Source organism: Amycolatopsis sp. 195334CR, assembly GCF_017309385.1.
In the GTDB taxonomy this organism is placed as follows: domain Bacteria; phylum Actinomycetota; class Actinomycetes; order Mycobacteriales; family Pseudonocardiaceae; genus Amycolatopsis.
The window spans coordinates 963420-976605 of record NZ_JAFJMJ010000001.1; the positions used below are offsets into that span (position 1 = coordinate 963420).

Sequence of the window (13186 nt, forward strand, 5' to 3'; positions counted from 1 at the left end):
ACCGCGGCAGAACCCAAACCACGCCCCGCCGACCACGAGCACCCACGGCGGGCAGCCTGCCCGCGTCAGAACGTGATTCCGCCTTGAATATCCCGAGCTTGCACCACGTTGCCGCCCACCTGCCCGGAAACCTGGTTGCTCACGCCTCCGGACTCGGCGTGCTGCTCGACCGTGGCCCGTTCCCACTCCTGCCGCAATCGCTCACCGAACTCCTGATCAGCGGCCTGCTTCTCCTCCAGCGTGGCGGCGAGTTCGCGCACCTCCGCAGAGTCCTCCGCCGCACCTTCAGCCGCCTCGAGGACCGCAGACGCCTCGGGATCGTCAGCGAACTTGGCCTTGATCAACTGGTACAACCCAATCACCGCACGGCCTGCGGCGGCCGCGGCAATGGATACAAGCACAGGCTCAGACATAGCAAGCAACCCCTCCACGGCATGCTGACAGCACCTCGTTTCTCCGACGAGCATAGGTGGCGCAGAGGCCTGCGCAACGACGGCAGCTCCAGCACAGGCATCGGATGGCTGTGAGTGCACTGGCATGCCTGCGCCAAGACCATCCGCCCTCGCCAGGCCCGTAGCCACTGGCGAAGCGGCCCGTAGCGCTCCAGACCTCGCATGGGGGGAAGGCCGTCCTGGCTCTCGGCGAACACCTGTTAGCCATCGGTCGACCGGGCGCAAAGCGACAGTGTTTCGCGGTCACGCGGCCGAGGGAGCTTCCAAGCGTCCCTGCTACGGGGGTGGTTGTGGGCGCTCGTGGTGTCGGTCCCCGTCTCTGCTCCCGGCTGGCCGAGGAGCTGGTCAGAGCATGGGGCGGCCGGGCGGACAGCGGGTTAGGACGCCGATACGGGCAACACGAGATATCGCTGTAGACCGATTGGGGATATCGAGTCTGTTAGGCCGAAGGTGGATTCTCGTCACCCTATCGACCTAATACGGAATGCTGGGCAGCAGCATGCTTTTGTTTTATTCGCCGCAAACGAGTGCTGGAGCGACACAGCCGAGTGATGGCCTGGGAAAACGGTCTTGCCCGCCAAAGGATACTCGGCACACTAGCGGTCATGGCCGGGACCGCGAGCACGCAGATCCAGTTGCTGGGACCGGTCGGTATGCGCACCGGCAGCGGCGAGATGCTCATCCCATCCAGGAAAGCGGTGAGATGCCTGCTCGCCGTGCTCGCCATCGAAGCAGGCAAGCCGGTCAGCGAAAGCGTTCTCCTCGACCGCATCTGGAGAGAGGACAGCACCAAAGAACCAGCTCCGGGAACGCTGCGGCGCAACATCGACTGGCTACGCGACTCGCTCGTAGCGGCCGGGGGCAGCCGTGATTGGGTGACCTGGAGCCAGGGCTCTCGAAGCTGGACTCTCGCGGTGAAACCCAGCGCGGTGGACTACCACCGCTTCATCGACGAGATCACTATCGCCTGCGACGACGCCGACTGGGACCGGCTGCGGCACCTGCTGGCCACCCGACACCAGAAACCATTGTCCAATGTAGATAGTCGATGGGCTGACGGTGTCCGCCACACCCTCGCCCGGCGCCGCCAAGCAGCGCTGAAAGGGCTGTTCACCTATCTGCTCGACGCGCGCCGCTTCGACGACCTGATCGCCTTGCTCGGGCCGTACGAGGATGACCTTGTTCTCGACGAGGACCTGTTGAAGCTGGGTGCCAAGGCGCTCGCCGCGGTGGGACGTCACGCCGAAATCGGGGCGTGGGCGGCCCACATCGGCGACCGCGCCCACGACGAGCACGGTGTGGGCCGCTCCGCCGTCACGCACGCCGCCATCGAGGACCTGATCGCCGACCCGCCCGGACCGTCCCCGCGCCCCGCCGCCCCGCAGGCACTGGCCCTGCCCCGCGACATCGCCGACTTCACCGGCCGCGACCACGAACTCGCCACCCTGATCGCCGCGGTCGAAAACGCCGCCGACACCGGCGCCACCACCATCGCCATCCACGCCATCGACGGCATGCCCGGCATCGGCAAAACCGCCCTGGGCATCCACGCCGGCCACCGGCTCGCGCCCCGCTTCCCCGACGGCCAGTTACTGCTTCAACTGCACGGTCACGCCCCCGGCCAGAGGGCCGTGAGCCCGTTCGACGCGCTGCACTCCCTGCTCACCGCCCTGGGCGTGCACGCCAGCGTGCTCAACACCCACAAGGACGCGGAGCAGCGGGCGCGGCTGTGGCGCACCCTGGCCGCCGACCGCACCATGCTGCTGTTCCTCGACGACGCCGCCACCCACGACCAGGTCGCGCCCCTGCTACCCGGCGCACCACGCTGTCTGGTGATCATCACCAGCCGCAACCGGCTGCCCGAACTCGACGACGTCCACCCCATCTCCCTTGACATCGTTAGCCCCGAGGAAGGCGCGCTCATGCTGCTGCGCCGGGCCCGTCGCAGCCCGGACAACACTCACGCCGACCAGGTCGCCCGAGTAGTCGAACTGTGCGGCTACCTGCCGATCGCCATCGCGATCGCCGCCTCCCAGCTACGCACCCACCCCGGCTGGAGCGTGCGCTACCTCGCCGATCAACTCGCCGACGCCTACGACCGGCTCGACGAACTGCAAGCCGGTGAACGCTCCGTGCGCGCCGCATTCGACACCTCCGTCCAAGACCTGCCCGCCGAGCAACGCGACCTGTTCACCCTGCTCGGCGTCCACCACGGCCCCGACATCGACCCCCACGCCACCGCCGCCCTCACCGACACCACCCCCACCCGAGCACGCCACCTACTGCGCGCCCTGCACACCCGCAACCTCGTCCAGGAGACGAGCCCCGACCGCTACCGCCTCCACGACCTACTCCGCATCCACGCCCACACACACGCCAACGCTCTCCACCCCGACCACCGCCACCACGCCACCACCAGAGTCCTGGACTACTACCTGCACACCGCCCACACCGCCACCAGCCACCTCCCGGCCTATAGGACCCCCACCAACCCCATCACTCCGCCCTCACCCCAGCATCCGCGGACCATCACGGACACTAGCGACGCTAGGGCCTGGCTGGGCACCGAACTACCCGTGTTGGCCACCGCGATCGACCACACCCACCTCAGCCACCCCACCCACACTCTCCACCTGTCCACCACCCTGCACCGCTACTTCCGCGCGGCCGGACAGTTGAACCACGCCCACACCATCCACCACACCGCACTCGACGTCGCTACCCAAACCAGCGACCCCCGCGCGCAAGCCACCGCCCTCAACGACCTCGGCATCGTGCACCGGTTACGGGGTGACCTGGGCGCGGCCGTGGAGGCACAGACCCGCGCACTGCAACTCTGCACCGACACCGGCAACTTGCTGGGGCAGGGCCACGCCCTCAACGAACTCGGCTACGTGCACCGGTTACGGGGTGACCTGGGCGCGGCCGTGGAGGCACAGACCCGCGCACTCCAGCTCTACACCGACACCGGCAGCCTGCTGGGGCGGGGCTACGCCCTCAACGACCTCGGCCGCGTGTATCGGCTGCGGGGCGATCTAGGCGCGGCCGTGGACGCACAGACCCGCGCACTCCAGCTCTACACCGACACCGGCGACCTGCTGGGCCAGGGCAGTGCCCTCAACGACCTCGGCCGCGTGTATTGGCTGCGGGGCGATCTAGGCGCGGCCCTCGACGCACAGACCCGCGCACTCCAGCTCTACACCGACACCGGCAGCCTGCTGGGCCAGGGCACCGCCCTCAACGACCTCGGCGTCGTGCATCGGCTGCAGGGCGATCTAGGCGCGGCCCTCGACGCACTGACCCGCGCACTCCAGCTCTTCACCGACACTGGCAGCCTGCTGGGGCAGGCCAACGCACGCCTACATATCGGCATCGTTTACCACGTGAAGGGAGCGTATGGCCTAGCCGCCACGCATCTCACCCATGCACTGCGCCTGTTCACCCAAGTCGAAGACACCGACGGCCAAGCCGAAACCCACAACGCACTCGGCGACCTCACCCTCGACCACCCCAATGCAGGCGACCCGCACACCCACTTCACCACCGCACACACACTCGCACTCCAATGTGAAACAAAACTCCACGAGGCCAACGCCCTCGTCGGCCAAGCCAAATACCTCCACCGCACCGGAGACACCCCCCAAGCGGTCACCCTCCTACGCCAAGCCCTCACCATCCACCGCGCCATCCACGCCCCCGAAGCAACCCACACCGCCGACCTACTCCGCGCACTCGACCCCACTCAGCGCTGACAACGACAGCAAACGCGCTCGCCCAGCGGCACGCCCATTTGTTTCCGCCCACTAACCTCCACCCGCCCGCCTTCGTCCCATTGGCCAGCCGGTACTGCCAGCTGTCGAATCCCGTACCGCGCAGGAGGAAGCCCCTCCAGCTCACCCTCGTATTCCAGCCGTCTTGAGCACAGCAGGAAGAACGGAGACACAACGGAGCCCAGAACAACCGTTAGCGACCGCAAACATGATCTTGAAGTCCAAGAAACGCAGGTAGGAGCCCTGAACCCGGAGCCCGTTACAAGATCATCGCGATCGATCACGCGGGCTTTTAATCCGCAGGGCCGAGATCACCACCACATTGAGCGCGCAGTGCGACTTACCGCAGGCTCCTGGTCCCCAGATCACTGGCCCGGTCCTCACCAGACAACCATGGACTCCTCCCGGCGGGCAGCCGCCCCAAGCCCGACGGAATCCACCCAGTTGGGCGACACAACTGGAGCAACTTCTGCGACCCCATTTCGACCGGCGCCGACGTCTGCTCCAGTTCTGCTCCACCTACTGAACGGTAACTGAAGGACGCCACGCCGAAATCTCGACTTCGGTTGCCCACAAAAAACGCCTGGCCTGCATCAACAAGCAGGCCAGGCGATCTTGAAAACTGTGGAGCTAAGGGGACTCGAACCCCTGACCCCCTCACTGCCAGTGAGGTGCGCTACCAGCTGCGCCATAGCCCCGGAGCGGAGGTGAACTCCGCATCTCGTGTGTCTATAAGGTACATGACCCCCGGATGGCCGTGCGCAGGGGGGTCCTCACCGGTCCGACCTCAACGAAGAGGGGCCAGGTCATCCACCCGACGCGAGCGGGCGCCGGCAGGCCCGAGATCTGCTCGATCAGCGAGCCCAGCCGCTCAGCGCCCCAGTTCGCCGCGGTCGGGGTCGGCAGCTTCCCCCGCGCGTCGACCGTCACCTCCATCGTCTGGGCCACGTCGTGCGCGGTGCCCGTCGACTGCACCATCAGGGCTTCTACCTGCGACAACGCTTCCGAACGGGCGCGCGTCCGCTCGATCGGCCACCGCGTGTCCCCCGCCCGCCGCGCACGGCGTCAGCTTGCCGCCCGGCTGATGTCGAACTCCGCCACCCGCAGCCTCCCTGAACTCGAAAATCAGCCGGTCGGACGGGAGAAACCGACGAACGACTGCCCGTGCTCAGCCCGCAGAGACCAGCTTCGTCAGCCATTCCGCGTCGGCGGTGTTCACCGGTTTGCCGCCCGCCATCACCGTCGGTGTGCCGAAGCCCTTGCTCCCGTTCGGGAACTCCTGGTGCAGCGCCGGGTCCTCGGTGACGCGCTTCAGCTCGGCGTCCAACTGCTGGTTGTAGGTGCCGCCCTCGACGCAGGCGGGGAACGCCGGGTCGGCGACGCCGACGGCCTGCCCCAGCGCGGTGAGCTGCCCCTTGTCCCACCCGCGCTTGCCCTCTTCCGGCTGGGCCGCGAACAGGCTGTCGTGGAACGGGGTGAACACGCCGGCGTCGGCGGCGCACAGGCCCGCGTTCGCCGAATCGAGCGAGTAGCCCTCCGGGTCGCTCTGCGCGCTCAGCATCGGCACCATGTGCGTGCGCAGCACCAGGTTGCCCGCCGCGACCTGCTCCTCGATCTGCTTGCCGAAGCGCTTCTGGAACTCACCGCAGGCCGGGCAGAGGAAGTCCGCGTAGACGTCGAGCGTGGCCTTGGCCGACGGCGAGCCGGAGACGACCACCAGGCCGTCGCGCTGCTCGGCCCAGGCCGGGGCGCCCTTGGCCACGGCCGCAATCGTTTGCCCCTCGGTCTGGTTCTTGTCGGCCTGGTACCAGACGATGCCGCCGACCACGGCCGCGGTGACCACGACCACCGCCACGACCACGCCGACCATCCGCTTGTCGACGCCCCGCGCCGGAGCCGGCGTCGGCTTCGCGGCCTGCTGCCGCTGCTGCTCCTGCCGCTTCTTCCGCGCGGTGCGCTCCGCTCCACCCACTTGCCTCAGTTCCTTCCCACCCGGCTCACGTCGGGCCTTAGGCTATTCAGACGACCTGAGAAAACCGTGAGGCCAGGAGGACGCCGATGCGCGGCAGGCGGGCGCTCGCCACCCTGGCCGCGATCGGCTTCACCATGATCAACTCCGTTGCCTGCACCACCGCCACCGACGCCGACTCGCTGGTCAAACGGGCCGACGTGCGCGGGCACCTGACCGTCGGCACCCGCTTCGACCAGCCTGGCATCTCCCAGCGCACGCTCGACGGGCGGCTGGTCGGTTTCGACGTGGAGGTGGCCGCCTACGTGGCGAAGGAGCTGGGTGTGGCCCGCGAGGACATCACCTGGCGGGAGACCGCGACCTCCAGCCGCGAGGCCGATCTCGCCTCGAACTCGGTGGACATGGTGGTGGCCACCTACTCGATCACCGAGAAGCGCCGCCAGCAGGTCACCTTCGCCGGGCCCTACTTCGAGACCGGGCAGGACCTGCTGGTCCGCACGCAGTCGACGGACATCACCGGGCCCGAGACGCTCAACGGCAAGCGGCTCTGCTCGACCACCAACACCACCTCCGCCGAGCAGGTGCGTGACCGGTTCGCCCAGCAGACCGAGCTGGTCGAGTACCCGCGCTACCCGGAGTGCATCAGCGCGCTGCTGTCCGGGCAGGTGGACGCGGTGACCACGGACGCGGTGATCCTGGCCGGGTACGCCGCCCAGCAGCCCGAGCTGCTCCGCGTGGTCGGCACGCAGTTCGCGCCCGAGCGCTACGGCATCGGCCTGCGCAAGGGCGACACCGAGGCGCAGCGCGCGGTCAACAACGCGATCCGCAAGATGATCAGCAGCGGCGAGTGGACCAAGGCCTTCGACGCGCACATCGGACCGTCCGGTTACCCGCCGCCCTCACCGCCCCAGGTCACCGAGCAGTGAGCGCCGAACTGCCGGTCACCGCGGTGCTCGGTGACCTCGGTGACGCGCTGGCCGAGCACGGCACCGCGGTGCTGGTCGCCCCACCCGGCACGGGCAAGACCACGCTGGTGCCGCCGTCGCTGGCCGAGCGGACCGACGGCCGGGTCGTGGTCGCCGAACCACGACGGCTCGCCGCCCGCGCGGCCGCCGCCAGGATGGCCTCGCTGCTCGGCGAGCCCGTCGGCGAGACGGTCGGGTACTCGGTGCGCGGCGATCGCCGGGTGTCGAAGCGCACCAGGATCGAGGTGGTCACCTCGGGCCTGCTGGTGCGCCGCCTGCAACACGACCCCGAACTGCCCGGGGTGTCCACCGTGCTGCTGGACGAGTGCCACGAACGCCACCTCGACGCCGACCTGCTGCTCGCGCTGCTGCTGGACGTCCGCGCCGGGTTGCGCGACGACCTGCGGTTGCTGGCCACCTCGGCCACCGTCGCCGCCGACCGGCTGGCCGCCCTGCTCGGCGGGCCCGTGCTGACCGCGCACGCCCGCACCTTCCCGATCGAGCACGTGTACTCGCCGCCCTCCCGCAACGAGCGCATCGAGGCCTGCGTGGCCAGGACGATCCACAAGGCACTGTCCGAAGCGGACGGCGATGTGCTCGCCTTCCTGCCCGGCGCGGCGGAGATCGGCCGGGTGTCGAAGCTCCTGTCCGGTGTCGACGTCTTCCCGCTGCACGGGCGGCTGACCGCAGCGCAGCAGGACGCCGCGTTGCGCCGGGGCGACCGGCGGCGGGTGGTGCTGGCGACGGCCGTCGCGGAGTCGAGCCTGACCGTGCCCGGGGTGCGGATCGTGGTGGATTCCGGACTGGCCAGGGTGCCGCGCGTGGACCACCGCCGGGGGTTGCCGGGGCTGGCCACCGTACGCGTGTCGGCCGCGGTGGCCGATCAGCGCGCCGGTCGTGCGGGCCGCGAGGGGCCGGGGCGGGTGTACCGCTGCTGGCCGCAGCACGAGCAGGCCTCCCTGCCCGCCTACCCGGAACCCGAGATCCGCACCGCCGAACTGGCCCGGCTCGCGCTCGAACTGGCCTGCTGGTCCACTCCGGACGGCAGTGGGCTCGCCTGGTGGGACCCGCCCGGCGAGGGCGCGCTCGCCGCCGGGCAGGCCGTGCTGCGGGCGCTCGGCGCGACCGGCGAGTCCGGTGAGGTCACCGAACGCGGGCGCCGGATGGCCGCGCTCGGCCTGCACCCCCGGTTGGCCAGGGCACTGCTGGACGGCGCTCGCGAGGTCGGTGCCCGGTCGGCGGCCGAGGTGGTCGCCCTGCTGGACAACGGCGCGTCGCTGACCGATGTGGACGCCGAACTGCGCCGCCTCCGCGACACCGGCGACCAGCGCTGGCGCCGCGAGGCACAGCGACTGGCGAAGCTGGTGGAAGGCGGACCGGAGAAACCCGAATCCGCGCTGGTCGTGGCGCTCGCGCACCCCGAACGCCTGGCCCGCCGCCGCGCGGCCGGATCGCCGGTGTACCTGATGGCCGGTGGCACCGCGGCGGAACTCGGTCCGGGCAGCGGGCTCGCCGACGCGGAATGGCTGGCGATCGGGGAAGCGACCCGCGATCCGGGACGTACCAACGGGCTCATCCGGCTCGCCGCGCGTGCCGACGCCGAACTGGCCGAGAGCGCCGGCGCGCAGCTGCTGTCCGAATCGGACGAAGTGCGCTGGGCGGACGGCGATCTGGTCGCCCGCCGAGTGCGCTGCCTCGGCGCGATCGTGCTCAGCGAACGGCCCCTGCGCTCCCCCGATCCGGCGCTGGTGCACGAAGCGGTGGTGGCCGGGCTGCGGACCGAAGGCCTCGGCCTGCTGAAGTGGACCGAGGACGCCACCCGGTTGCGGCAGCGGCTGGACTTCCTGCACCGCGCCATCGGCGAACCGTGGCCGGACCCCACCGACGAGACCATTCTGTCCACTGTGGATCTCAGCCACGTGCGGAAGCGCGCCGACCTGGCCCGTGTCGACGCCGGAACCGCGGTACGCGCGTTGTTGCCGTGGCCGGAAGCGGCCAAACTGGACGAACTGGCCCCGGACCGGCTGGAAGTGCCGTCCGGCTCGAAGATCCGCGTCGACTACCGCGACGAGCCGGTGCTCGCGGTCAAACTGCAGGAGACCTTCGGCTGGCGCGAAACCCCGAAGCTGGCCGGTGGCCGCGTGCCGGTGGTGCTGCACCTGCTCTCGCCCGCCGGCCGCCCGGCCGCCGTGACCGCCGACCTGGAGTCGTTCTGGCGCAACGGGTACCACGCCGTGCGTGCCGATCTGCGTGGTCGCTACCCGCGGCACCCGTGGCCGGAGGACCCGATGACCGCCGAGCCGACCCGGCGGGTCAAACCGCGCGGTTGAGGCCCTGCGGCGGCACGGGCAGCTCCTTCGCCAACTCCTCGTCGTCGCCGCTTTCCTCGTGCAGCCCCAGTTGCACCGCCTCGCGGATCTGCTCGCGGTTCTCCCGCACCACGTGCGCGAAGAAGTCGTCGATGCGCGGGTCGGTGAGCACTTCGAGGGTGATGCGCATGACCGTGTCCACCACGCTGCGCACGATCTCGTCGTGGAACGGCAGTCTGGACAGGCGGCCGGCCTGCGGGTCCGCCTTCATCTTCTCGGTGACGATCTGCCGCAGCATTTCGCGGTTCTCCCCGAGCGAGCGAGCCAGGTTCTGCGGGTAGTTCCCGGTTTCCAGCACCTTGACCACCTCGTCCAGCACGGCCACCGTGATCGGCTTCTTGATCGCCAGCACGATCGGCCGGGACAACCGCTCCACCAGCCGCTGGGTGAACTTCTCGCCGAACGCGCGATCGGCGGTCCGCGCCAGGCGCACCAGCACCACGATGATCCGCAGCAGCCGGAACCCGCGCAGCGCCGGGTGCGCCACCGGGATCATGCCGAGCACCTCGTACCAGTTGCGCAGCGGGAACCAGCGTTCCCAGCCCGCCTGGCGCCACCGCCACAGGAACTCGAGGAAGAACACGCCGCAGATGCAGGTGTCGATCACGAAGATGAGGTGCGCCGTCTGCTCCGAGTGCGGCCAGAACATCACGTAGACCAGCAATCCGACCGAGACGATCGCCAGCACCAGCATGGCCAGGTCCACCGGGGCGACCCGGCGCCGCCGGATCGTGCCGCTCGCCGTCATGGCCCGCATTGTGCCTGCCCGCCCGTCGTGCCGCCGAACGAACCCTGCCGAAAGTAGGGGTCGATCCCTGCCCTGCGCCCACTGCCCCGGCCCCCGGCGGCGCGCGAACCTCGGTGCCGGACAAGGGAGGAAACATGATCACGCTTCGCGGCCTGACGAAGCGCTACGGCGAGAAGACCGTGGTGGACCACCTCAGCCTGGACGTGGCAACCGGCCGGGTGACCGGCTTCCTCGGCCCCAATGGCGCCGGGAAGTCCACCACCATGCGGATGGTGCTCGGGCTCGACCACCCGAGCGGGGGCCACGCGCTGGTCAACGGCAAGCCGTACCGCGAGCTGCGCCACCCGCTGCGCGAGATCGGCGCCCTGCTCGACGCGAAGGCACTGCACCCCGGCCGGACGGCGCGCTGGCACCTGCTGGCGATGGCCCGCAGCAACGCCATCCCGGACCGCCGGGTCGACGAGGTGCTGGCCACCGTCGGGCTGACCGACGTGGCGGGCAAGCGCGCGGGCGCCTTCTCGCTCGGCATGGGGCAGCGGCTCGGCATCGCGGGCGCGCTGCTCGGCGACCCCGGCGTGCTGATGTTCGACGAACCGGTGAACGGCCTCGATCCCGACGGGGTGCGCTGGGTGCGGCAGCTGATGCGCTCGCTGGCCGACGAAGGCCGCACGGTCTTCGTCTCCAGCCACCTGATGAGCGAGATGCAGCTGACCGCGCACGACCTGGTGGTGATCGGCAAGGGGAAGCTCCTGGCGAACGCCCCGGTCGCGGAGTTCATCGCGGGCAACTCCCGCACCGCGGTGGTGGTGCGGGTCCCGCGGGCCACCGACCGGCAGCAGCTTTCCGCGCGCCTGCGTGCCGACGGACTGTCCATTGAGGACCTTCCGGTCGAGCTGGTGGTGCACGGCGCCACGGTGCAGCGCGTCGGTGAGGTCGCCCACGAACTCGGCGTGCTGCTGCACGGGCTGGCCGAACGCACCGCCTCGCTGGAACAGGCGTACATGGAGCTGACCGCGAGTTCGGTCGAGTACGGGGTGCACGCGTGAGCCAGGAGCTCTACGACCTGATCACCGGCGTCGCCGCGGACAGCCCGTGGCTGGTCCAGGCGCTGTTCGAGGTCGGCACGAACGGTGCCATCCTCGCGCTGATGGCGCTCTCGGCCCTGCTCCTCTGGCGCGCCAGGAACGACCGCCTGGTACTGGTGTCGATCCTGCTCACCGCGGTGGCCACGGTGCTCGCCTACCTGCTCAGCGAACTGCTGAAGGTGCTCGTCACGCAGGACCGCCCGTGCCGGGGTTCGGCGGTCGCGCTGGAGCAGTGCCCGCCGGTCGGCGACTGGTCGTTCCCCAGCAACCACACGGTCATCGCCACCACCATCGCCGTCGGACTGCTGACGCTGTGGCGTCGGCACCCCGGCACCGCCGGACTCGCCCTGCTGCTCGGCGCCTTCGCCGGGTTCTCACGGGTGTTCGTCGGCGTCCACTACCCGCACGACGTGCTCGCCGGCATCGGGCTCGGCACGGTGGCCGCACTCGCCGTGGTGCTGCCGCTCCGCGAGCGCGTCCCCAGTTATTCGAGGAGCAGCCGATGAACCCCGCCATCCACGCCGAATGGACCAAGTTCCACTCCGTACGGTCGACCTGGTGGAGCGTGGCCGCCACGGTCTCGCTGATGATCGGGTACGCCGGGCTGGCCGCGCTTTCGGTCCGGCTCGGCGGCGACGAGGAACTGTCCGCGCAGGGCGCCATCGTCGGCGGCACCTTCTACCTCGGGCAGTTCGCCGTGGTCACGCTCGCCACGCTGGTCATCACCAGCGAGTACGCCACCGGTGCGATCCGCTCGACGCTGCAGTGGTTGCCCCGGCGCGGCGGCGTGCTGTTGGCCAAGGCGGCCGTGCTGGCGCCGGTGTCGTTCCTGCTGGGCTTGGTCTGCGCGGGCGTCGGGTTGGCGATCGCGGTGCCGCTGATCGACGGGTACGGAACCCCGACTTCACTGAGTGGCGTTCTGCAGACCACGCTGGCGACCGGTGGTTATTTCGCGCTGTTGAGCCTTTTCTGCCTCGGTGTCGGTACGGCGCTGCGCAGCACGGCAGGCACCATCACGGTGGTCACGCTGATCCTGCTGATGGTGCCGATCCTGATCGGCGGGCTCGGACTGGACGAGGTGGTGCACTTCTTCCCCGGCCTGGCGGGCACGAACGCGATGGTGTCCGGGGTGAGCCCGGTGCTCGGCATGCCCACGCCCTACCCGGCCTGGCTGGGGCTGCCGATCTGCGCGATCTGGTCGGCCGGGGCGCTCGCGCTCGGCCAGGCGTTATTCCGCAAGCGCGATGCCGCGTAGGACTTCCTCGCTGGACCGCTCCAGTTCGGCCAGGCTGGGCGGGTCGGCCGCGCCGGTGCCGGCGAGCGAGTCGAACATGACGCCCTCGCACCAGGCCATCATCAGGCGCGCGTGGCGTTCGGGATCGGAGGACCCGAGCGCCACCATGGTCGCCTTGAGCTGGGTCCGGTACCGCGCGCCGATCCGGTCGTAGATCTCGCGCAGCGCCGGGCGCCGGGTGGCTTCCAGCGCGAACTCGTACCGCGCGAGCGTGCGGGTGCGACCGGTGGTGATGGCGGCGTGCAGGAAGCCCGCGGTGAGCTTCGCCACCGAATCGGGAGCCTCCGGCAGGTCGCCCGTGTCCAGCTCCGCCATCCGGGTCAGCGCCAGCTCCAGCAGCGCCTCCCGGGTGCGCGCGTAGTACGAGGTGGAACCGGCGGGCACGGCGGCGGCGGTGTCGACCGCGCGATGGGTCAGCCCGCGCATGCCGTGCTCGGCCAGCACCTCGATCGCGGCGTCCCCGAGCAGTGCGACGCGTTCCATCGGACCTCCCTCTATAGGTGTAGAGTATTCGTCACTACAGACGTAGAGGAG

General features: G+C 69.9%; 11 protein-coding genes and 1 tRNA gene. 6 read left to right on the plus strand and 6 right to left on the minus strand.

Features of this window, described 5'->3' with window-relative positions; genetic code table 11:
- Nucleotides 1-65 precede the first annotated feature (65 nt).
- Nucleotides 66-413, minus strand: a complete 348-nt coding sequence (locus JYK18_RS04820) for a hypothetical protein (RefSeq protein ID WP_206800953.1) — start codon at nucleotides 411-413, stop codon at nucleotides 66-68.
- A gap of 644 nt (nucleotides 414-1057) precedes the next feature.
- On the opposite strand from JYK18_RS04820, the gene JYK18_RS04825 reads away from it, so the two are divergent.
- A complete protein-coding gene (locus tag JYK18_RS04825; protein WP_206800954.1) occupies nucleotides 1058-4204 on the plus strand; it encodes a tetratricopeptide repeat protein in 3147 nt (1048 codons plus the stop codon).
- 643 nt (nucleotides 4205-4847) lie between these two features.
- Here the strand turns inward: JYK18_RS04825 and JYK18_RS04830 are convergent.
- The 3 genes from JYK18_RS04830 to JYK18_RS04840 form a co-directional block, all read right to left on the minus strand.
- Nucleotides 4848-4920, minus strand: a tRNA-Ala gene (locus JYK18_RS04830).
- Between the two features lie 31 nt (nucleotides 4921-4951).
- Complete coding sequence (locus tag JYK18_RS04835; protein ID WP_206800955.1) at nucleotides 4952-5200, minus strand: hypothetical protein; 249 nt, start codon at nucleotides 5198-5200, stop codon at nucleotides 4952-4954.
- 190 nt (nucleotides 5201-5390) lie between these two features.
- Nucleotides 5391-6194 carry a thioredoxin domain-containing protein gene (locus JYK18_RS04840; protein ID WP_206800956.1) on the minus strand — a complete coding sequence of 268 codons (804 nt, stop codon included), beginning with the start codon at nucleotides 6192-6194 and terminating at the stop codon, nucleotides 5391-5393.
- A gap of 86 nt (nucleotides 6195-6280) precedes the next feature.
- On the opposite strand from JYK18_RS04840, the gene JYK18_RS04845 reads away from it, so the two are divergent.
- A complete protein-coding gene (locus tag JYK18_RS04845) occupies nucleotides 6281-7117 on the plus strand; it encodes a glutamate ABC transporter substrate-binding protein (RefSeq protein WP_206800957.1) in 837 nt (278 codons plus the stop codon).
- Nucleotides 7114-9486: an ATP-dependent helicase HrpB gene (gene hrpB / locus JYK18_RS04850; RefSeq protein WP_206800958.1), complete on the plus strand. Its 2373-nt coding sequence runs from the start codon at nucleotides 7114-7116 to the stop codon at nucleotides 9484-9486. Before JYK18_RS04845 ends, hrpB begins: the two co-directional genes overlap by 4 nt.
- On the opposite strand, the gene JYK18_RS04855 is transcribed toward hrpB, so the two are convergent.
- Entirely contained in the window at nucleotides 9470-10273 is an 804-nt protein-coding gene (locus JYK18_RS04855) for an ion transporter (RefSeq protein WP_206800959.1), read from the minus strand. The two genes, hrpB and JYK18_RS04855, sit on opposite strands and share 17 nt — an antisense overlap.
- A gap of 134 nt (nucleotides 10274-10407) precedes the next feature.
- On the opposite strand from JYK18_RS04855, the gene JYK18_RS04860 reads away from it, so the two are divergent.
- From JYK18_RS04860 to JYK18_RS04870, 3 genes are read left to right on the plus strand one after another with little or no spacing between them, the layout of a single operon-like run.
- Entirely contained in the window at nucleotides 10408-11319 is a 912-nt protein-coding gene (locus tag JYK18_RS04860; protein ID WP_206800960.1) for an ABC transporter ATP-binding protein, read from the plus strand.
- Complete coding sequence (locus JYK18_RS04865) at nucleotides 11316-11864, plus strand: phosphatase PAP2 family protein (RefSeq protein WP_206800961.1); 549 nt, start codon at nucleotides 11316-11318, stop codon at nucleotides 11862-11864. Before JYK18_RS04860 ends, JYK18_RS04865 begins: the two co-directional genes overlap by 4 nt.
- Nucleotides 11861-12613 carry an ABC transporter permease gene (locus JYK18_RS04870; protein ID WP_206800962.1) on the plus strand — a complete coding sequence of 251 codons (753 nt, stop codon included), beginning with the start codon at nucleotides 11861-11863 and terminating at the stop codon, nucleotides 12611-12613. Before JYK18_RS04865 ends, JYK18_RS04870 begins: the two co-directional genes overlap by 4 nt.
- On the opposite strand, the gene JYK18_RS04875 is transcribed toward JYK18_RS04870, so the two are convergent.
- Nucleotides 12587-13135 carry a TetR/AcrR family transcriptional regulator gene (locus JYK18_RS04875; protein WP_206800963.1) on the minus strand — a complete coding sequence of 183 codons (549 nt, stop codon included), beginning with the start codon at nucleotides 13133-13135 and terminating at the stop codon, nucleotides 12587-12589. The two genes, JYK18_RS04870 and JYK18_RS04875, sit on opposite strands and share 27 nt — an antisense overlap.
- Nucleotides 13136-13186: the final 51 nt, after the last annotated feature.